Raw genomic sequence first — 20,102 nt, forward strand, 5'->3', positions numbered from 1 at the left:
TCAGCTATTGCCCGCCTCGCTTTTCAGCCGCTGCAGGAAGATCTCCAGTTCGGCGTCGTCGATACCGACGAGATGGCGCTTTTCCGGATAGGTGCCGGTCCTGACATCCTCGGCAAATTCCGTGAAGGCGGCGATGCGCTCGCGCTGCAGCCGATCGTGCTCGGCGGCAAAGTCGCGATAGATCTTTGCGTGGCGCGGAGTGTGGCCGCGATTGGCGCCGAGCACGTCGTCGGCGAAGAGATATTGGGCGTCGCAGCCGCTGCCAGCCCCCATGGAGATCATCAGCATCGAGGTGTTGCTGCTGATCGCGGCAGCGACATCCCCAGGCACGACTTCGATTTCGGCGGCGAAGGCGCCGGCCTCTTCCAGCGCCTTGGTCTGCCGCCAGATTTCGGCCGCACTCGCCGCCGTCTTGCCGACGGCACGGAAGCCGCCGGTCCAGGTCGCTTTTGAAGGGATCAGCCCGAGATGGCCGCAGACCGGGATGCCTTCGTCGCGCATGCGCCGGATCGTCTGCAGGCTTGCGGCGCAATAGACCGCATCACCTCCTGCCTTGAGCGCCGCGAAGGCCGCACGCAGATAGTCTTCCGCCGAGACATGGTCGCCATATTCGAGCCCCGGAATGGCAAAGAGAGTGGGGGCGATCTCGCGAAAGGCCGGCCCGAGCAGCGAAGGCGGCACGGAGACGATGTCGATCCCCGCCTTTTCGGCGGCATCCGCTTCCTCCAGCGAGGTGACGCGCAGCATGGTGAGCTGGCGCTTGCCTTTTTCCGCAAGCAGATCGGCGACGGTTGCGCGTCTATGTTTCTTCATCATCACTTCCTTTGAAAATATCGGGCGGCTCAGGCGGCCAGCAGGGATTTCAGCTTGATGTCGCTGGCTGCGAGTGCTGCCGGGTTCGGATGGGCGCGCGCCGCGATCAGCATTTCGGCGAGCCTGATGTCGCGTGCCACAGTATTGCCCGGCCCGATGCCGCTTGCAGCGATCAAGCGTCCGTCGGCGTCGAGATGGAAAAGAATGAAGGCGCCTGCGCCGAGCTCGCGGCGCTGATGCGTGGCGGCCCCTTCGGCAAGGCCTGATATTTGCAGCGTCATGTCATACTGATCCGACCAGAACCACGGCACTGCCGAAACGGCTTGGTTGAGGCCGAGCATGTTGGCCGCGGCCAATGTGCCCTGCTCCTGGGCATTGCGCCAGGATTCGAGCCGCACCCGCCGGCCGCCATAGATCGACAGCGGAAAGGAGCAGCAGTCGCCGGCCGCAAAGACATCAGGTGCGGAAGTCTGGAGATAGGTGTCGACGGCAATGCCATTGTCGATCGCCAGCCCGGCCCTTTCGGCGATCTCGACATTCGGCCGGGCGCCGATGCCGACGAGGACGAGATCGGCTTCGATCGCCTCGCCGGTCGACAATCTGATCAGGGCTTTTCCGCTTTCCTCGACCAGCGCCTCGATGGAGACGCCGCAGCGGATATCGACGCCTTCAGCGCGATGGCGCTCGGTGAGCAGAAGGGCGATCTCTTCCGGCACGCCACGCTTCAGCACGCGTTCCAGCCCTTCGATGACGGTGACCTCGGCGCCGAGCAGCCGCGCCGTTGCCGCAAGTTCCAGGCCGATGAAGCCACCGCCGATGATGGCGATATGCCGGCCCGGCTTCATTGCGTCACGCAGTGCTGCCGCATCGTGATGCGTCCTCAGCGAGCAAGTATGCCGGCTGCCCTCCGGCGCGCCGGGGAACGAACGCGCTGCAGCGCCCGTCGCAAGCAGAAGCTTGTCGTAGGAGAGCGCCGTCCCGTCCGAAAGCGTGACGCTCCTGGATGCGGTGTCGAGATTTCTTGCCTCGAGGCCGGTCAGCAGCCCGATGCCGTTTTCAATATATTTTTCCGCCGCGGCGATGAATTTCGGATCGCTTTCATCGGTGAAACCGGCCTTCGAAAGCGGCGGCCGCTCATAGGGCAGAAGCGGCTCGGCGCCGACCAGCGTTATCTCGCCGGCAAAGCCCTTTTCCCGCAAGGCGAAGGCGGCGCGCGCACCACATTCGCCGGCGCCCAGGATGACGTAATGAGCCATGCCGGCCTCCCTCAGAGCGAGATGAAGACGGCGCCGTCTTCGATCTTGACCGGATAGGTCTTGAGATTGACGCAGACCGGCGCGCCCTTGGCTTCGCCCGTCTTGTAGTTGAAGCGGCCGTTATGCTTCGGACATTCGATGATCTCATCCATGACAAGCCCGTCGGCGAGATGGATATGTTCATGCGTGCAGAGCCCGTCGGTCGCGAAAAACTCGTCGTCCGGGCTGCGATAGACCGCGAATGTGCGCCCGTCGTGATCGAAGCGGATAACATCCTCTTCGTCGATCTCGTCCTTGTCGCAGACCTGAATCCAATTTCCGCTCATCTTATCCTCCCTTGATTGTCTTTATTGCGCGGCCGGGGCCAGCTCGTTGTGGAATTCCTCGCGATAGGGCCGCGCGGTGGCCGGCAGTTCGCGCTTCAGGAAATAATCCTCGTTGCGCAGCTGGCGCAGGAAGGCCGGGATCATCTCGCGATAGCCGGACCAGATCGACGGGCTTGGCGCCGGCAGGTCGTGCTTGATCATCGCGTGCAGCTTAGGCAGCGCATGGTAAGGCACCATCGGAAACATGTGATGTTCGACGTGGTAGTTCATGTTCCAGTAAATGAAGCGGCTGATCGGATTCATATAGACCGTGCGGCTGTTCAGCCGGTGGTCAGTCACATTGTCGGCAAGACCGCCATGCTGCAGCAGCCCGGTCAGTACATGGTGCCAGGCGCCGTAGAGGCGCGGCAGGCCGATCAGCATCAGCGGCAGGATCGAACCCATGGCGATCGCGGCTGCGATCGTGGCCAGATAGATCGCCAGCCAGATGCGGGCGATGCGGATGGCCTTCGGCTGCTCCATCTCCGGGATGAACGTCTTTTCCGCCGCGCTGACGCCGCCGAAGGCATTGCGCAGCATATCGACGATCGCATGCCAGGCGTCGAGGATGCCGAAGAAATTGAGGACCAGCCGCAACAGATCGGGCGGCCGCATCACGGCGATCTCGGGATCGCGGCCGACGATGACCGTATCGGTATGGTGGCGCGCATGGCTCCAGCGCCAGGTCACCGGATTGCGCATGATCATGAAGCAGGCGATCTGGTAGACGACATCGTTCATCCAGCGCGTCTTGAAGGCGGTGCCATGGCCGCATTCGTGCCAGCGGCTATCGGAGGCCGAGCCGTAGAGCACGCCATAGCCGAGGAAGAAGGGGAGTGCGATCCACGAGCCCCAGAAATAAATGCCGAGCCCTGCAAAGACTGCCATGGCGCCGAGCCAGAGGGCCGTGTCGCGGATCGCCGGCGCATCGGAGCGCTGCATCAAAGCCTTCATCTCCTTGCGCGGAATATCGGTGTGATACCATTCGGCTGCCGCCAGCCCCGTCTCGACGGCCGTGCGGCCGCTTTCGCCGAGAAGGTCGTAGTCACGTTTCTTTGTCTGGGTCGCCATGATCCGCCTCCCGTTATACCCTTGCCTGGGAGAATAGGTTGACTTTGGAAACCACTCAATGCAGGCTTGATATAATCTATCAAAAGCCATCATGAATGGCTTGCATTTATGATCGAATCCATCAGGAACGCCCAGAACGCCCATGCGCCGTCCCACCATATCCGATCTTGCCCGCGCCTCGGGCGTCAGTGTCGCCACCGTCGACCGCGTTCTCAACGCGCGCCACCGGGTGCGCGAGGAAACAGCGCGACGGGTCTATGATGCAGCACAGTCGATCGGCTATCACGCTGTCGGCCTGATCAAGCAGCGCGTCTTCGAGGACCTGCCGCAATACAAGCTCGCCTTCCTGCTGCAGAAGCCGACGCAGCCCTTCTATCAGAGCTTCGTGCGTGAGATCGAAACCGCAGCGCGCGCGGTAACGAGCGCCCGCATCCAGACTCAGATCGACTTTCCTTCGGCCTCGACACCGGCAGCGATCGTCGAGAAGCTGAAGGCGCTCGGTGCCCGCAACCAGGCCGTTGCTCTCGTTGCCCCCGATTACCCTGCGGTCACGACCGCCATCGAAGGACTGAAGGAAAAAGGGATCCCGGTCTTCTCGCTGCTCTCCGATTTCGCCTCGGGCGTGCGCAATGCCTATGTCGGCGTCAACAACCGCAAGGTCGGGCGCACCGCCGCCTGGACGATCGCGCGCACGGCACGCGGACCTGGCAAGATCGCCTGCTTCGTCGGCAGCCACCGGTTCCACGGACATGAACTGCGGGAAATCGGCTTCCGCTCCTATTTTCGCGAGAATGCGCCTGAGTTCGATGTCGTCGACACGCTGATCAATCTGGACACGCCCGAGATCACCCATGAGGCGACGTTGACGCTTCTGCAGAAACATCCCGATCTCGTCGGCCTCTATGTCTGCGGCGGCGGCATGGAGGGGGCGATTTCGGCATTCCGCGAAGAAGGTGTCGGCGGCAAGATCGTCCTCGTGGTCAACGAGCTGACGCCCGACAGCAAAGCCGGTCTTGCCGACGATATCGTCGCCATGGCGATCGGCACCCCCCTGCCCGCCCTCTGCAAGGAATTGATGGTGCTGATGACAGGCGCCATCGAAAACGGCGAAACGGCTGTTCCCGGGCAGCTCTTCCTGCCTTTCGATATTCATATTTCGGAGAACATCTGAGGAATGATGGAATTACATCATTTCGCTCGAAATTCTCTCAGCAATGAAAGCGAGTACCGGCGATGGCGGATGGATTACGACGCGAATTCCGATAGAGATTCGCGGGACCCATTCACGAGGACCGCTCCGCCCTGACGCGGAGATGAGGAGGAGATAGCAGTCATGACTTCGATCCGTTTTGCGCTCAACCATATGGCCGCACCGTCGCTTGCCATCGACGATTTTTTCGCACTGGCCAGATCGCTCGGCATCGATGCCGTCGAGATCCGCAACGACCTTTCCGGCAATGCCATTCTCGACGGCACCAAACCCGAGGTGATCAGGCAAGCGGCTGCCCGCCATGGCCTGACGATCATCTCGATCAATGCCCTGCAGCGCTTCAATGAGTGGAACGCGACAAGAGCCGCCGAAGCGCAGGAGCTGATCGATTATGCCGGCGCGTCGGGCGCCAAGGCGCTCGTCCTCGTTCCGAAGAACGACGGCACCGGCTGCGCCGATGGCGAACGGCAGGCCAATCTCCGCCAGTCTCTGATTGCGCTGAAGCCGATGCTAGAGGAAGCCGGCATTATCGGTCTCGTCGAGCCGCTCGGTTTCGAGATCTGCTCGCTGCGCTCGAAGACCGAGGCGGCCGACGCGATCGAGGAACTCGGCGCGCAGTCGACCTTCAGGCTCGTCCACGATACCTTCCACCATCACCTTGCCGGCGAAGCCGCGACCTTTCCGCAACTGACCGGCCTTGTGCACATCTCCGGCGTCGACGATCCGGCTGTTTCCGTTGCCGATATGCGCGATTCCCACCGCGTCCTGGTCAATGCCGACGACCTGCTCGACAATGCCGGGCAGGTCAGGGCGCTGCTGCAGGCGGGTTATACCGGCCCGTTCTCCTTCGAGCCCTTCGCGGCGGAGGTGCATGCGCTGAAGGATCCGGCCAGTGCGCTGCGCGCCAGCATGGAGTATCTCAGCGCGCGGGTCTAAAAGCCGCGCGGTCGCCTGACGCTACTCTCTACCTCTGAACCGGCGCTGATAGGCCGGATCATAGAGTGAGCTTTCGCGGAAATCCTCCACTGCCAGCGAGGGGCCGACGAAGATGATCGCTGTGCGTTCGATCGGTTCGGCGGCAACCTTTACTTCGATATCGGCGAGCGTGCCGCGCAGGATGCGCTCGTCCGGCCAGGAGGCCTTGACGACGATTGCGACCGGGCAGTCGACGCCGTAAAGCGGCGTCAACTCTTCGACCACTTGCTTCAGTGCGTGGATGGCCAGATGGATCGCCAGCGTGGCGCCCGTCATGCCGAACTTCGCGAGTGTCTCGTCGTTCGGCATCGGTGACGCGCGGCCGGAAACGCGGGTCAGCACTAGGCTTTGGGCCACAGCCGGGATCGTCAGCTCTCGGCCAAGCGCTGCGGCTGCGGCGGCAAAGGCCGGGACGCCAGGTGTCATCGTATAGTCGATGCCATGCTTTTGAAGCCGGCGCACCTGCTCGGCGACCGCACTCCAGACCGAGAGATCGCCGGAATGCAGCCGGGCGACATCCCGGCCAACCGCAGCAGCGCGAAGATATTCCGCCTCGATCTCGTCGAGCGACATCGGCGCCGTATCGACGATACGTGCGCCCGGCGGACAATATTGCAGCAGTTCAGGCGAGACGATCGAGCCGGCATAAAGGCAGACCGGGCATCGGGCGATGAGATCGCGGCCACGCACCGTGATCAGATCCGCAGCACCTGGTCCCGCACCGATGAAATGCACCGTCATCTTGTCATCCTTTCGTCCAGCGCCACTGTGTCACCGGCATAGCCGGCCGCCAGCCGGTCATGCCGCCGACGGGCTGGGCGCGCGATATTTCGATCCGCGTGAGGAAGCCGCCGCGTTTGGCATGTTCGGCGAGCAGTACCGCTTCCATCTCCAGCGTCACAGCATTGGCAACGAGCCGTCCTCCCCGCTTCAGCGCGGCAATCGCGGCATCGACAACACCCGGCTCGCTGCCGCCACCGCCGAGGAAGATCACGTCCGGTTCCGGCAGGCCCTTCAGCGCACCGGGCGCCTTACCTTCAATGACGGCAAGATGCGGCACCCCGAAGGCGGATGCGTTGCGGGCGACACGTGCGGCCCGTTCCGGCGACCGTTCGACGGCGATTGCCTTCAGGCTGGGATCGGCCAGCATCCATTCGATGCCGATCGAGCCCGAGCCCGCGCCGATATCCCAGAGCAGTTCGCCGTGACGCGGCGCGAGCGCCGAAAGCGTCATCGCCCGGATTTCACGCTTGGTGATCTGTCCGTCATGCTCGAACAACTCGTCTTCGAGCCCGGCGGCAAAAGGCAGGATGCGAGCCCCCTCCCCTGCCGCGATATCGACGGCGCAGACATTCAGGGGATCGATGTCCAGAAGGTCGAAATCCGTCGCCGTAGCACTTCTCTGCCGCTCCCGAACGCCGCCCAGCGCCTCGAGCACTGTAAGTCGTGACTGACCGAAGCCAGCAGCAGTCAGCAGGGCAGCTAGATCTCCAGGCCCCTTCTCGTCCGAGGTCAGCGCGATGATGTGCCGCCCGGGGTGCAGATGCGGCCGGATCAGATCGATCGACCTTCCATGCAGCGAGATCGTCACGACGTCCTGCAGCGGCCGGCCAAGGCGGGACGCGGCAAGGCTGAAGGCCGAGGGTGCGGGGATGGTGCGCATCTCTTCGGCCGCCACATGGCGGGAGAGCGTCGCGCCGACGCCATAGAGAAAGGGATCGCCAGAGGCGAGCACAACAACCGGCGTGCCGCGCCTTTCGAGGATAGCGTCGACCGAGCGCTCGAACGGGCTCTGCCAGGAAAGCCTTTCGCCTGTGATCAGCGATGCAGCAAGCGCGTGGTGCCGCGCGCCGCCGAAGACGGCGGGCGCGGTCGCAATCAGCCTCCTTGCCTCCTCGCCCAGCCCTTCTGGACCATCTTCGCCGATGCCGATAATAGTCAGCCAGCGCTGGCCGGACGAAGGAGAGACATCAGACATGGGAAGACCCCGCATCCTGATCCTCGGCGGCACCAGCGAGGCGCGGCTGCTGGCCGAGGCGCTGGCGGCGCGTGACGATTGCGATGTTCTGCTGTCGCTTGCCGGCCGCACCGAAAAACCGGCCGTGCAGCCTGTTCCGGTTCGCATCGGCGGTTTCGGCGGCGCTGCGGCTCTCGCCGATTTCCTGAAGGCCGGCGGATATGATCTGTTGATCGACGCTACGCACCCCTTCGCCGAGCGCATTTCGTCCAATGCCGCTTTTGCGGCCGAGACCACCTCTATTGCCGCGATCGCTCTGCGCCGTCCCGAATGGCAGCGCATGGCCGGCGATCGCTGGCGGGACGTACGGAGCATTCCGGCTGCCATCGAAGCGCTCGGTCCCTCCCCCCGCCATGTCTTCCTGGCGACGGGCCGGCAGGGTGCCCATCATGCGAAAGCCGCACCGCAACATCACTACCTCGTCCGCAGTGTCGATCCCGTCGAACCGCCGCTTGCGCTTGATAATGTCGACTATGTCCTTGATCGGGGTCCGTTCACGCTGGAAAGGGAATGCGATCTGCTGAGGCAGCACCACATCGACGTCATCGTCGCCAAGAACAGCGGCGGTGCGGCCACCTATGCGAAGATCGAGGCAGCCCGTCTGCTCGGCATCGAGGTGATGATGGTCGCGCGCGCCCCGGCCTCGATCGTCAAGGCGGTCGACACTGTCGAGGCGGCGCTGGCGGCGATCGATCACCTGTTTCTCCCCGCCATGAAGCGCGGCGTATAGACGAGGTCCAGCCGGCCTGGCCGTGTGACGATGCGTGTCTCCGCCGAGCCGATGATGATGCAGGTCGCCATATCGGCAATCGACGCATCTGCCTGCGACAGCTGCTGGACGGCGATGCGTTCGTCCGGCCGCCCGGCCGCGCGCCCGAAAATAACCGGCGTTCCTGCAGGCAGATGGTCACGCAACAGCTTGAAGGCTTCGCCGAGCTGCCAGGGCCGCGCCCGGCTGATCGGATTGTAGAGGGCGATGACGAAGCCCGCCTTTGCAGCCAATACAAGACGGTTTTCTATTATATTCCAAGGCTTTAGATTGTCTGACAGCGAAATGGCGCAGAAGTCGTGGCCAAGCGGAGCGCCTGCTCTTGCTGCTACGGCCAGCATCGCCGTGATGCCGGGCAGGATGATGAGATCGACCGCGCGCCATGCGGCCGGCCCGTTCTCGATCGCTTCGCAGACCGCGGCAGCCATGGCGAAGACGCCGGGGTCGCCGCCGGAGACGACGCAGACCTTGGCGCCATCCGCTGCCATGGCGAGTGCTGCCCCTGCCCTGTCGAGCTCCTCGCGATTGTCCGAGACATGCCGCAGCTGATCGTGGCGGAGCTGCAGCCTGTCGAGATAAGGTCCGTAGCCGAAGAAATCCGTCGCCGCATCGACAGCGCCCAGCGCTTCCGGCGTCATCTGCTCGGGGTTGCCGGGACCGGTGCCGATCACGAAAAGCCTGCCGCTCATCGGCTGCCCTCCCAGCCCGGCACCAGCACGAGCGAAAAATACGGCGCATCGCCGTCGGTTCTGTCGGCAAGCTTTTCCATCGCCGCATTCGCCATGGTGCCGCGCTCGACATAGACGGCTTCCGAAAGCCGGCCGGCCGCCGCCAGCGCCCGGCGGATCTTCGGCAGGTTGCGGCCGACCTTCATGATGACGGCGGCTTGCGTATCGGCAAGGCGGCGCGTCAGCTCGGTCTCGGCCATCGTACCGGGCAGTACGGTAAGCACGTCGTCGCCCTGGACGATCGGCATGCCCGCCAGCGACCAGCAGCCCGACATGGCGCTGATGCCCGGGATTACTTCCGTCGGATAGCGCGTGGAAAGCCTGACATGCAGGTGCATATAGGAGCCGTAGAAGAGCGGATCGCCTTCGCTGAGAACGGCGACGGTCAGGCCGGCATCGAGATGCCCGGCGACCGCTTTGGCAGACAGATCGTAGAATTGGGTGATCAGCCTCTGATAGCGTTCGTCGTTCTTGTCGATCTCGGTCGTCACCGGGTAAAAGAGCGGCAGCAGCGTCACCCCGGACTTCAGCAGCGGGTCGACGATCGCCTTGCCGTTGCCGCCCCTGCCCTGCTTGGCGAAATAGGCGATCACATCCGCGCCTTCGATGGCGCGCACGGCTTTGAGGGTGAGGAGCTCCGGATCGCCGGGCCCGGTGCCGACGCCGATAAGACGGCCGCTTGTCGTCATAGGCCTGGCCTCGCCAATGCATTGATGGCCGCAGCCGTCATCGCGCTGCCGCCGAGCCGGCCGCGGACGATGGCAAAGGGGACGCCGTAGGAATTCTCCGCCAATGCATCCTTCGATTCCGCCGCGCCGACGAAGCCCACGGGCATGCCGAGGATCGCCGCGGGTTTCGGGGCGCCGTCGCGCAGGAGTTCGAGCAGATGGAAGAGCGCTGTCGGTGCATTGCCGATCGCAACAACGCTTCCGCCGAGCCGATCGAGCCAGAGATGCATGGCGGCAGCCGAGCGCGTATTGCCGGTCTCGCGCGCAAGCTCGGGTGTCGCGGGATCGCGCAGCGTGCAGATCACCTCGTTCAGCGCCGGCAGCCGCGCCCGGGTGACGCCCTGGGATACCATTTCCGCGTCGCAGAAGATCGGCGCCCCGCCCTTCAGCGCGTCGCGCGCCGCGCTGACGAAATCGGCGGAGAACAGGAAATGCTCGGCCGCCTCGACCAGGCCGCAGGCATGGATCATGCGCACGGCGATTTCGGCTTGATCGTCGGTGAAGCGCGAAAGATCGGCCTCGGCACGGATGATCGCAAAGGAACGCTCGTAGATCGCATCGCCGCTGCGGATATATTCGTAGTCTGGCATTCCTATTCCTGTCGCAGCGCCTTCGAAACGCCGGTTGCGCCAAGCCGTGTAAGGCAGGCGGCGGTCGATTCGCCAGCGCCTTTGTTGTCTTCGATGGCCCGGGCGAGCCTCTCTATAGCGAAATCGATCCGACCGCCAGCGATCCGTTCGTCCGGCTGATCCGCAGCAAGCCCATTGAGGATGAGCCCATAACCCTCCGCGGAACCGGTCAGGGTCAGCGCCGGCCGCGCGAGAGCGCAGCCCTTGGCGCAGCCGGACAGATGCAGCGTCAACGAACCGTCGAAGAGGGCAGGTGCCGCGGCAATGATGCGACGCGCCAGAGTTCGTGTCTCGTAGAAGGCCGAGCCACAGGCGCCGGCGCCGGCGCAGGCGGCGATATGCTCGCTGTTCTCGCCAGGTTGCGCGGCGAAGCCATGTCCGGCTGCGTCAATCTGCATAGCCGGCACTGTATCTGCAGGAAGCCCGATGAGGAAGAAACCGCGACCGGGCGCAAGCCGGATGGCTGTTGCGCCGCGGTCCGCTGCCAGATCGAGCAAAGCGACCAGATCGGAGGCTCTCATCTGTCCGAATTCCGGCCGGACGCCGAGTATGGTTTTGCCGTCCTTAAGCCCGTGTGAGCCGGCAAGCGGCATCGCTGCCGCGCGGGACGGAATGGATCGAATGCCATCCATTGAGGGAAAACGCGTCCGCAGAAGCGCCGGATCGATATCCCTTGCCCGCCTGCCCTGCCCGAGACTTGCCAACAGGCTCAGAATTTCGCCGACGGCCGATATCGCCGCCTCCGCAGAACCGATCGCGACGGCCATTGCGGTTTCACTGTCGCCATTGATCGCGACCAGCCAATCTGCGGGGGATTGCGCGACGACACGGATATCGGCGGACAGTGCTGACAAGCCGAAGGTTCCACCCCCGTCGACGACGAGCGAGAGTTTTGGCGCGAGCCGCGGCGAGGCAAGCTGATCGCGGAGCGTGCTGCGCAAGGCCATGTCCATTGCGGCCGGATCGCCTAGCTCTTCCGGGTCGATGCCGTGCAGCGGCGATGTCTCGATCGCCGGCCCGTCCGGCACGATAATCCCGGCGGCATCGATATCGGCAGCGAGAGGTCCGACCGTCGCAGCACGCAGCCCGCGGATCTGCAGATTGCCGCGCGCGGTGATTTCCAGAATGCCGTTTCCACGGGCCGCGGCTGAGCGGGCAAGACTTGCGAATTGCGACAGCGTCAAAGCGCCGCCGGCCGGCCGCAGCCGGACCAGCAAACCGTCGCCGGTCGGCATGGGCGCGGCAAGCGCGGGGCAGGCACCGCGCCTACGCATCTCTGCCACCGGGCGATCGTGCAGATCCGCCTCGCCTGTCCTGTCGCTCGCCTTTGCGGCCTGAATGTTCATTCTCGATCCTCTGGCCACTTCTTACATGATCGCGGCCCGGCCGGCAAAGCTGATGGAAACGGTTCGAAGCGCTATTCCTCGAAATCCCGTCCCTTGCGCAGGAGATAGATGTCCATGATCCAGCCGTGCCGTTGCCTGGCCTCGGCCCTGAGCCTCAGAATGTCGGTGGCGATATCGCCAAGTCGTCCTGATCTGACGATCTCGTCCTTGGTACCGAGATAGGCGCCCCAGAAGATCTCGGCATCGGGATCGTCGATCTTTGCAAAAGCCTGTTCGCCGTCGAGCATGACGATGGTGCTGTCGCTCAGAAGCCCGTCCCGAGCCAGCCTGCGTCCTGTGGTGATCTCGATCGGTTTGCCGACGAGGTTGACCGGGATTTTGTGGCTGGCCGCCAGGGCCTGAATGCTGGTGATGCCGGGAATGACGGTGTAATCGAAATCAAGGCTGCTTTCATGCCGTACGCGTTCGACGATGCGGATCGTGCTGTCGTAGAGACTGGGATCACCCCAGACGAGAAAGGCGCCGCTGCCGTCATCCGGGAGACCGGAGATCAGCGCTTCATAGATGCTGGCAATCTCGCCGTGCCAGGCATCGACGCTCTGCACATAGGTCTTGTCTGCCGCCTGCCTTTGCGGCACGGCGAACTCTGAAATCCTGCCAGCCGGCCGCGTGATATAGCGTTCACAGATTTCCCGCCGGATCTCGGCGAGTTCTTCCTTGCCGGCGCCCTTGACCGGCAGGAAAACCACGTCGGATGCGTTCATCGCATTGATTGCCTGTATTGTGAGGTGTTCCGGGTTGCCCGTGCCGATACCGATGATATGGATGTGCTTCAAGCGGATGCTCCCCGGTGAGTCCTGGCGTTTTGCCGAAAAAGCCGGCTCGCCGCAAGGGCGGGACAGGGAGTTGGCCGCGGCCAACCCGGCCTGTGGGCGGCATCTCAGCCCTGTTGTTGCTGCAAATCCCGAATCGTGTCACTTTCGATACGCTTTTTGACGCTATGTTGACAGAAAAGCGCATCGAAAAGGATTGAGTGTTTTGGACAACATTAGCGTATCGACGACAGATGTACGGATCGAGCGGCATGCGAACCAGCTTTCGCGGCAACTGAAGCTCCTCCGCGACAAGCTGTTTCCGCCGCTCTCGCAAAAGACGCTACGAACATTCTCCTCTGGCGAGGCGGCCCAGATGATCGGCGTCTCGGACGGCTATCTTCGCCAGCTTTCGCTGGATGGCAAGGGACCGCAGCCGGATCTTGCTCAGAATGGTAGGCGTTCCTACACGCTCGGCCAGATCAATGAATTGCGCCAGTATATGGCGAAGCTCAAGCCGAAGGACGCGCTTTCCTATCAGCCGTGGCGTCGCCCTGGCGAAAAGCTGCAGACGGTTGCCGTAACCAATTTCAAGGGCGGCTCGGCCAAAACAACGACGACGCTCTATCTGGCGCAGTATCTGGCGCTGGCAGGTTACCGGGTGCTTGCCATCGATCTCGATCCGCAAGCCTCGCTCTCCTCCATGCTCGGCGTTCAGCCCGAATTCGATCTTTCCGAGGGCGATACGCTCTATGGCGCAATTCGCTACGATGAGGGCCGCAAGCCGCTGAAGGAGATCGTCCGCAAGACCTATTTCGACGGTTTGGATCTGGTGCCGGGCAATCTTGAACTGATGGAGTTCGAGCATGAGACGCCACGGGCGCTGAACGACCGGCAGCGGCCGGGCGAGCTGTTCTTCCGTCGCGTTGGCGTTGCCATTGCCGAGGTCGAGGCCGATTACGATATCGTGGTGATCGACTGCCCGCCGCAGCTTGGCTATCTGACGCTTGGCGCCGTTTGTGCCGCCACATCGCTGCTCATTACCATCCATCCGCAGATGGTCGATGTCGCTTCCATGTCGCAGTTCCTGCTGATGACCTCGGATCTGCTTTCCGTGGTGCGCAAGGCCGGTGGCGATCTGCAGCACGATTTCATCAAATATGTCGTCACTCGTCACGAACCCTTCGATGCGCCGCAGTCGCAGATCGTCGCGCTGCTGCGCGGCCTCTTCAGCGATGATGTTTTGACGGCGACCATTCTCAAATCGACGGCAATCGCCGATGTCGGCCTGACCAAGCAGACGCTTTACGAGATCGAGAAGGGGCAGGTGCGCCGCTCGACCTATGACCGGGCGCTGGAATCGGTCAATGCCGCCAACGGCGAGGTTCTCGCCGGTATTCACAAAGCCTGGGGTCGAGCATGAGCAGACGCGATCGCCTGAAAGGTCTTTTCGACGATACGGCGCAGGAGTTGGCCGCGGCCAACTACGAGGAACCATCTTCGCGCGGATCAGCCGGGCCGGTTCGGACGATGGCGCTGACCCTTGGCCGCATGGAGGAAGAGAGCAGGGCGATGCAGGAGGCTTTGCTCTCCGGTGAACGCGTCGTCGAGCTCGATCCTGATCTGATCGATTCCTCCTTCGTCCGCGACCGCCTTGCCGGCCAGCCCCTCGATATCGAAGACGAGCTGGTGCAGTCGATTGCCGAGAACGGCCAAGAGGTGCCGATCCTCGTTCGCCGCCATCCCAATGATGAGGCCCGCTACCAGGTCGCCTACGGCCATCGCCGTCTGCAGGCAGTCAAACTGCTCGGCCTCAAGGTACAGGCGATCGTCCGTAAGCTCGACGATACCGATGTCGTCATCGCGCAGGGTATTGAGAATTCGGCGCGTCGGAACCTTTCTTATATCGAGCGCGCGGTCTTTGCCCTCAATCTCGAGCTGAAGGGTTTTGAGCGCCCGGTCATCATGAAAGCGCTGTCGACGGACAAAACGGAGCTATCGAAGCTGATATCCGTCGCAAAAGCTATTCCCGCAGAAATCGTCAGGTCGGTCGGGGCCGCACCCGGCATCGGGCGACGCCGGTGGATGGCGCTTGCCCAGGACTGGAATGGGATGACGGCCGCCCGGCTTGCGAAGCTCATCGCGTCGGGAAGTTTCATGGCGGAAGAGAGCGACCGCCGTTTCGAGCTTTTGGTTGCCGAGCTCGCCAAGAAAGAGGCAAAGCCGGAAACCACGGAATATGACTGGAAGCCGAAGAGCGGCGGCAAGATTGCCGGCCGAATCAAGAGCGCCGGCAATTCCTTCACGATCGCGTTGAAAACCGGCGATGCGCCGGATTTCGGCGCTTACATTTCACGCCGTCTCGATGAGCTTTACGAAGCCTATCGGGCCGGCAAGTTGCAAGCAGGAGAGTAGGCCGCAAAAGAAAAAAGCCTCCGAACGTTGCCGCCGCGGAAGCCTTTCTCATATCTGGACAATCTGAGAATCGCACTTCCTCGAATCACTGTCAAGCGTCTTCGGCATCCTTTTGGGTGGTAGGTTTCTTTTGCCTTGAAAAAAGGTGAGGGACATGGAGCCTCAATATGTATCGACGCCCTTTGGGCGGCGATCGATGACACGTGGCATGCTGGCAAGTCAGGAAAGCGCCAGCAAGGTCGATCCGGACGCATCGGTCGACAAGTGGAAGATTTTTCGTGCGCTCTGCGAAGCAAAGGACATGGTCGGCGTATCGGACCGTGCCCTGGCTGTTCTCAACGCGCTGTTGACCTTCTACCCGAAGAACGAGATTGCCGAGGCCAACGGCTTCGTCGTCTTTCCCTCAAACGAGCAGCTGTCGCTGCGCACGCATGGCATGGCCGGCACGACGTTGCGGCGGAACCTGGCGATGCTGGTGGAAGCCGGCCTGATCATCCGGCGGGATAGTCCAAACGGGAAACGTTTTGCCCGCCGCAACGGCGAGGGCGGGCTTGGTGAGGCTTTTGGCTTCAGCCTGGCGCCACTGCTTGTGCGCGCTCGCGAGATCGAGGCGCAAGCGGCTCAGGTGATGGCCGCCAAGCTCGAATGGAAGCGCCTGAGGGAGCGCCTGACACTTTGCCGGCGTGACATCACCAAGCTCATCGAGATCGCGCTGGAAGAGGAAATTGCCGGCGGATGGATCGAGATGCAGAAGCATTTCAATCTGCTTTCCGCTAGCCTGCCGCGCCGCCCGTCGGTCGCCGAGATGGAAAGCCTGCTGGCGGATCTCGAAGCTTTCCGCGAACTGATCGTCAAGACGCTGGAATTGAAGTCGAAAACAGAAAAAACAGACGCCAATGATAACCAAAACGGTCGGCACATACATAATTCAAACCCACACTCAACATCTGAACTTGAACCAAGCTTCGAAACGAAGCAGGGCGCAAAGCCGGAGGAAGAACCGCAGCCGTGGCGGGAGACGCCGAAATCCTTCCCCCTCGCCATGGTGCTGCAGGCCTGCCCTGAGATCATAGCTTACGGACCGGGCGGCGGCATCGGCAGCTGGCGCGATCTGATGGCCGCGGCCGTCATCGTCCGTTCCACTCTTGGCGTCAGCCCCAGCGCCTACCAGCTGGCCTGCGATGTCATGGGGCCGGAAAACGCCGCCACGGTGATCGCCTGCATTCTGGAAAGGGGCGGACATATCAACTCGGCCGGCGGCTACCTGCGTGACCTGACGCGGCGGGCGGAGCGCGGCGAATTTTCGCTCGGACCGATGCTGATGGCGCTGATGCGGGCAAATGGTCCGACGGCGAGGAAAACCGGATGAACGGCTATGGAAAAGTTTCGCGCCAGCTGCGACGGCTAGAAGCATATGCGGCCGGTCGATCAAGCCATGTTAACGGTTTCCATTTCCGCAGTTTTGTTGAAATACGCTGTTAACCATGCCATACATGGCGGAAGAAAACACGCGTTTTGCTTCCATTTGTGAGAAACCGTAAAGCTTAACAATGCGCTACGATATCGAAGGCACGATGCTTCAAACCCTGCTTCCAGCCCTTGCCGCGGCGGAGGATGCGGTGGCGCGGCTGGACGAGCGGGTGTTGCGCTCGCCGGTCGGCGAGGGATTTGCCGACCGCAGCCATTTCTTCGATGCCGCCGGCGCGCTCTGGGTGGCCGGCGAACTCGTGCATGTCGAGGATCTCGTTTTGCATGATGCGCATATGGATAGCCGCGCTCCCACCCACGAACTGACGATCGCCCATTCCGTGCTGCGGGCACGTCGGCGCATCTGGACCGGCGAACCCTCCTGGGCACTCGGCGTCTCTGGCCTTGCGACGCTGACTGCGACCGGCGGGGAAGGGGAGGGGAAAGCGCAGGAAGCAATGAGCCCCGCAGTTCCGGCCGAGACCGACGAAGAGGGCGAGGATGAGGCCGGGCCGCTCGCTGCGGAAATGGCGGAGATCGATGCGCTTCTTGCCCGCTCGCAGAAGCTGCTCGATATCCATACCGGGAAAACGCCGCCAAGCGAGGCGGCGGCCGTTGCTCCGGCAAGACGCAACGAAGACCCTCTCGGTTTGCTCGGTGACGAAGAGTGGGACGAGGAACAGCGGCTTGCGGAGTGGCGAAGCGTCCAGCCATTGGCCGATAGCTTGCCGCCGGTTCTCGGCGCCATCATCCTCTTCGAAGCCTGGGAAAGGATCGAGCCGTTGCGGCGTCAGCACTGGCTCGGCGGTCTTCTGGTCGCAAGCCATCTGCGCGCCCGCGGCAAGGTCGCCTCGCATCTCTTTTCTTTTTACGGCGGGCTGAAGCTGGTGCGCCATGAGCGTCGTCGGGCACGCGATCGCGTCACGCGGCTGCAAGCCTTTCTAGAGGCGATGCATCTGGGTGCGGTGGCCGGCCTAAAGGAAATCGACCGCTTGACCTTGGCGCGCACGCAGATGGAGCTGCGCTTTCGCGGCCGCCGTTCGAACAGCAGCCTGCCGGAGCTTGCCGATTTCATCCTGTCGCGGCCAATGGTCTCGGCGGCGATGATTGCCCGTCATCTGCGCATCACGCCGCGCGGTGCGCTGAACCTGGTCAACGACATCGGCATTCGTGAAATCACCGGCCGCGGCCGCTACCGCGCCTGGGGTATCATCTGAAACGAAAACGGCCGGGCGTTGGCCCGGCCGTTTCCTTTTAGGTGAGCACCCAGTCCGCCATCCTGTCACAGACTGCAGACCAGGCGCTCTTGCGCTTCCATTGCCCCCAGAAGCGCAGTCCTATTCCCGCTCGCCGGTGAAGTTGAGCAGAAGCTGGAAGATGTTGACGAAGTTCAGGTAGAGCGAGAGCGCACCGAAGACGGCAAGCTTTTGGTTCGATTCCTGGTCGAAGTTTTCCGAATACTGTTCCTTGATGTTCTGCGTGTCGTAGGCGGTGAGGCCGACGAAGACGACGATGCCGATCACCGAGATCGCAAACTGCAGCGCGCTCGAACCCAGGAAGATGTTGACGACAGAGGCGATGATGACGCCGAAGAGGCCCATCATCAGGAACGAGCCCATGCGCGAGAGGTCACGCTTCGTCGCATAGCCGTAGAGGCTGGTGGCGCCGAACATTGTGGCGGTGATGAAGAAGGTCCGCGCGATGCTCATCCCGGTGAAGACCAGGAAGACGGAAGCGAGCGACAGGCCCATCACGGCGCAGAAGGCCCAGAAGGTGATCTGAGCGGTGCTGGCCGACATCGTCTGGATCTTGAACGAGAAGAAGAAGACGAAGGCGAGCGGGGCAAGCATCACCACCCACTTCAGCGGCGAGCCGAAGATCGGGACGTAGAGTGCCGGCGTGGAGCCGACGACAAAGGCGACGAGGCCCGTGATGACGAGGCCGAGAGCCATATAGTTGTAGACGCGCAGCATATGCTGGCGCAGGCCTTCATCGAAGAGGGCCTGGGAGCCGGCGACGGCGCCGTAGCGGGAATTGATCGGGTTCATGCTGATCTCCTCGGTTTGAATTAATAGAGCGAGCGGGCGAGCCGTTCGGCCGCCTGGTCGAGATTGAGACCGCTATCGTCGGCAATCAGCGCATAAGCGACCTCGCCGATCTGCCAATAGGCGGCTTCCGCTTTTTCCAGCGTGAGATGACTGACCGGCTTGACCTCGAAGGCGCCCGGACGGACGGCGAAAAGCGACAGTTGCTTTCCATCCGGTTGTTCGATCGCCATCTCGACACTGGGGCCGAATTCGGACGGGAAGATCTGCACGTCCGCGACCTTCCAATCCCTGGGCAGTTCGGGCATCACGATCGCCGTGGCGGCGCGAATATCGTCGGGGCTATAGGTGGCCGGCGTCTGCGGAGGCATCGATTGGCGCAGCGCCGCGGTCTGATAGGCGCGGACGGCATCCTCGACATAGGCGGGTGCCGGAACCGATGCCACCACTTCGGTCGCCGAGAAGGCGCCGAAGGAATTGTGCGCCACCCAGCCGGCGGCGATCAGAATGCCGACGGCGGCAACGCGCTGCATCGAATGGAAGATGCGGCCATAGGAAAGGCCACGTTCCAGCCGGCGGGCGGCATCGCGGGTCTCGGGGCGGCCAAAGGCACTTTCGCCGGCAAGCGCCAGACGCAGTTCGCCCCTCACGCTGAGGTCGGCCATGACCTTGGCGGCAATCGCTGGATTCTCGGAAAGATAGGATTCCACCTGGATGCGACGGGCCACATCGAGCTCGCCATCCACATAGGCGTCGAGATCGGCATCAAGGATCGGATCAATTGCTTTCATTGCCGTTCCCTCCGATGATTCTCAGATGCGAAACCCGCGGTGTCTTCTCTTCGAATTCGCGCAGTTGAGCGCGGGCGCGGGAGATGCGCGACATCAGCGTCCCCACTGGAATGCCAAGCGCCTCGGCGGCCTCCTGGTAGGAAAGGTCTTCAATCGCGACGAGCTGCAGCGCCTCGCGCTGTTCCTCCGGCAGATCGAAGAAGGCGTCGCGCACCTGCTGCAGGCGCACGGCATGCTCCTGGCCGGCCGGCAGCGACTGCTCGGCTTCGACAGCCGCCTCGTCGTGGCGGCGCGTCAACGACCGGTTCTGGCGAAGACGATCGATATGGGCATTGTGCAGGATGGAGAGCAGCCAGGTGCGCAGGTTGCCGCCACTGCGGAAGCTTTTCCGCTTCTCGAAGGCGCGCACCAGCGCATCATGCACCAGATCCTCCGCCTCGTCCGAATTGCGCACCAGCGAGCGAGCGTAGCGCCGCAGCGCTGCAAGCTGTCCGATGACATCAAAGGGGCGATCTTTGCGTTCCATGATTGAGTATACGAAAATCCGGCGGATATTATTCCCAGCGGGCGTAAAAAAATCATGCCGGGCCCAAACCGTCGCCGGATCATCTCAAATATCCCTCTCCAGCGGACGGGCGCCTTAAATCCGCGATTGTTTATGACAA

Annotated in this window: 21 protein-coding genes; 7 read left to right on the forward strand and 14 right to left on the reverse strand. The window is 62.7% G+C overall.

Annotation, left to right across the window (positions count from 1 at the left end; all coding sequences use genetic code 11):
- From V8P77_RS08690 to V8P77_RS08705, 4 genes are read right to left on the reverse strand one after another with little or no spacing between them, the layout of a single operon-like run.
- Positions 1-816 carry a 3-methyl-2-oxobutanoate hydroxymethyltransferase gene (locus V8P77_RS08690; protein WP_335911787.1) on the reverse strand — a complete coding sequence of 272 codons (816 nt, stop codon included), beginning with the start codon at positions 814-816 and terminating at the stop codon, positions 1-3.
- Positions 817-842: 26 nt separating this feature from the next.
- Positions 843-2,069, reverse strand: a complete 1,227-nt coding sequence (locus V8P77_RS08695) for an NAD(P)/FAD-dependent oxidoreductase (RefSeq protein WP_335911788.1) — start codon at positions 2,067-2,069, stop codon at positions 843-845.
- A gap of 11 nt (positions 2,070-2,080) precedes the next feature.
- Complete coding sequence (locus tag V8P77_RS08700) at positions 2,081-2,395, reverse strand: MocE family 2Fe-2S type ferredoxin (protein ID WP_003548266.1); 315 nt, start codon at positions 2,393-2,395, stop codon at positions 2,081-2,083.
- A gap of 21 nt (positions 2,396-2,416) precedes the next feature.
- A complete protein-coding gene (locus V8P77_RS08705) occupies positions 2,417-3,505 on the reverse strand; it encodes a fatty acid desaturase family protein (protein WP_335911798.1) in 1,089 nt (362 codons plus the stop codon).
- Positions 3,506-3,647: 142 nt separating this feature from the next.
- On the opposite strand from V8P77_RS08705, the gene V8P77_RS08710 reads away from it, so the two are divergent.
- On the forward strand, positions 3,648-4,676 hold the full coding sequence (locus V8P77_RS08710; protein ID WP_335911799.1) for a LacI family DNA-binding transcriptional regulator: 1,029 nt from the start codon (positions 3,648-3,650) through the stop codon (positions 4,674-4,676).
- Positions 4,677-4,838: 162 nt separating this feature from the next.
- Entirely contained in the window at positions 4,839-5,651 is an 813-nt protein-coding gene (locus V8P77_RS08715) for a TIM barrel protein (protein ID WP_335911800.1), read from the forward strand.
- A 21-nt stretch (positions 5,652-5,672) separates the two neighbouring features.
- Here V8P77_RS08715 and cobM read toward each other — a convergent pair whose 3' ends face one another.
- On the reverse strand, positions 5,673-6,431 hold the full coding sequence (gene cobM / locus V8P77_RS08720) for a precorrin-4 C(11)-methyltransferase (protein ID WP_335911802.1): 759 nt from the start codon (positions 6,429-6,431) through the stop codon (positions 5,673-5,675).
- Positions 6,432-6,435: 4 nt separating this feature from the next.
- Entirely contained in the window at positions 6,436-7,668 is a 1,233-nt protein-coding gene (cbiE, locus tag V8P77_RS08725; RefSeq protein WP_335911803.1) for a precorrin-6y C5,15-methyltransferase (decarboxylating) subunit CbiE, read from the reverse strand.
- On the opposite strand from cbiE, the gene V8P77_RS08730 reads away from it, so the two are divergent.
- Entirely contained in the window at positions 7,667-8,437 is a 771-nt protein-coding gene (locus V8P77_RS08730) for a cobalt-precorrin-6A reductase (protein WP_335911805.1), read from the forward strand. The two genes, cbiE and V8P77_RS08730, sit on opposite strands and share 2 nt — an antisense overlap.
- On the opposite strand, the gene V8P77_RS08735 is transcribed toward V8P77_RS08730, so the two are convergent.
- The 5 genes from V8P77_RS08735 to cobF form a co-directional block, all read right to left on the reverse strand.
- Positions 8,401-9,165 (reverse strand): precorrin-3B C(17)-methyltransferase, encoded by a 765-nt coding sequence (locus tag V8P77_RS08735; protein ID WP_335911806.1) that lies wholly within the window; start codon positions 9,163-9,165, stop codon positions 8,401-8,403. The genes V8P77_RS08730 and V8P77_RS08735 overlap by 37 nt on opposite strands.
- Positions 9,162-9,893: a precorrin-2 C(20)-methyltransferase gene (locus V8P77_RS08740; RefSeq protein ID WP_335911807.1), complete on the reverse strand. Its 732-nt coding sequence runs from the start codon at positions 9,891-9,893 to the stop codon at positions 9,162-9,164. Before V8P77_RS08740 ends, V8P77_RS08735 begins: the two co-directional genes overlap by 4 nt.
- On the reverse strand, positions 9,890-10,522 hold the full coding sequence (locus V8P77_RS08745; RefSeq protein WP_335911808.1) for a precorrin-8X methylmutase: 633 nt from the start codon (positions 10,520-10,522) through the stop codon (positions 9,890-9,892). Before V8P77_RS08745 ends, V8P77_RS08740 begins: the two co-directional genes overlap by 4 nt.
- 2 nt (positions 10,523-10,524) lie before the next feature.
- Positions 10,525-11,907 carry a precorrin-3B synthase gene (gene cobG / locus V8P77_RS08750; RefSeq protein WP_335911809.1) on the reverse strand — a complete coding sequence of 461 codons (1,383 nt, stop codon included), beginning with the start codon at positions 11,905-11,907 and terminating at the stop codon, positions 10,525-10,527.
- Between the two features lie 71 nt (positions 11,908-11,978).
- Positions 11,979-12,743: a precorrin-6A synthase (deacetylating) gene (gene cobF, locus V8P77_RS08755; protein ID WP_335911811.1), complete on the reverse strand. Its 765-nt coding sequence runs from the start codon at positions 12,741-12,743 to the stop codon at positions 11,979-11,981.
- Positions 12,744-12,945: 202 nt separating this feature from the next.
- Here cobF and repA point away from each other — a divergent pair, with 202 nt between their 5' ends.
- The 4 genes from repA (at position 12,946) to V8P77_RS08775 (ending at position 17,818) form a co-directional block, all read left to right on the forward strand.
- A complete protein-coding gene (gene repA, locus V8P77_RS08760; protein ID WP_335911814.1) occupies positions 12,946-14,142 on the forward strand; it encodes a plasmid partitioning protein RepA in 1,197 nt (398 codons plus the stop codon).
- Positions 14,139-15,134 carry a plasmid partitioning protein RepB gene (gene repB / locus V8P77_RS08765; protein ID WP_335911816.1) on the forward strand — a complete coding sequence of 332 codons (996 nt, stop codon included), beginning with the start codon at positions 14,139-14,141 and terminating at the stop codon, positions 15,132-15,134. Before repA ends, repB begins: the two co-directional genes overlap by 4 nt.
- Positions 15,135-15,288: 154 nt before the next feature.
- Entirely contained in the window at positions 15,289-16,503 is a 1,215-nt protein-coding gene (gene repC / locus V8P77_RS08770; RefSeq protein WP_335911817.1) for a plasmid replication protein RepC, read from the forward strand.
- A 181-nt stretch (positions 16,504-16,684) separates the two neighbouring features.
- On the forward strand, positions 16,685-17,818 hold the full coding sequence (locus tag V8P77_RS08775; protein WP_335911818.1) for an RHE_PE00001 family protein: 1,134 nt from the start codon (positions 16,685-16,687) through the stop codon (positions 17,816-17,818).
- 120 nt (positions 17,819-17,938) lie between these two features.
- Here V8P77_RS08775 and V8P77_RS08780 read toward each other — a convergent pair whose 3' ends face one another.
- Genes V8P77_RS08780 through V8P77_RS08790 form a run of 3 tightly spaced genes read right to left on the reverse strand, consistent with a single transcriptional unit; the run spans position 17,939 to position 19,963 of the window.
- Positions 17,939-18,649 carry a Bax inhibitor-1/YccA family protein gene (locus V8P77_RS08780; RefSeq protein WP_335911820.1) on the reverse strand — a complete coding sequence of 237 codons (711 nt, stop codon included), beginning with the start codon at positions 18,647-18,649 and terminating at the stop codon, positions 17,939-17,941.
- Between the two features lie 20 nt (positions 18,650-18,669).
- Positions 18,670-19,437, reverse strand: coding sequence for an anti-sigma factor family protein (locus tag V8P77_RS08785; RefSeq protein WP_335911821.1), 768 nt, complete (start codon positions 19,435-19,437; stop codon positions 18,670-18,672).
- Positions 19,424-19,963: a sigma-70 family RNA polymerase sigma factor gene (locus V8P77_RS08790; protein WP_335911823.1), complete on the reverse strand. Its 540-nt coding sequence runs from the start codon at positions 19,961-19,963 to the stop codon at positions 19,424-19,426. Before V8P77_RS08790 ends, V8P77_RS08785 begins: the two co-directional genes overlap by 14 nt.
- Between the last annotated feature and the right edge of the window lie 139 nt (positions 19,964-20,102).

It is taken from the genome of Rhizobium aouanii (assembly GCF_037002925.1).
In the GTDB taxonomy this organism is placed as follows: Bacteria; Pseudomonadota; Alphaproteobacteria; order Rhizobiales; family Rhizobiaceae; genus Rhizobium; species Rhizobium aouanii.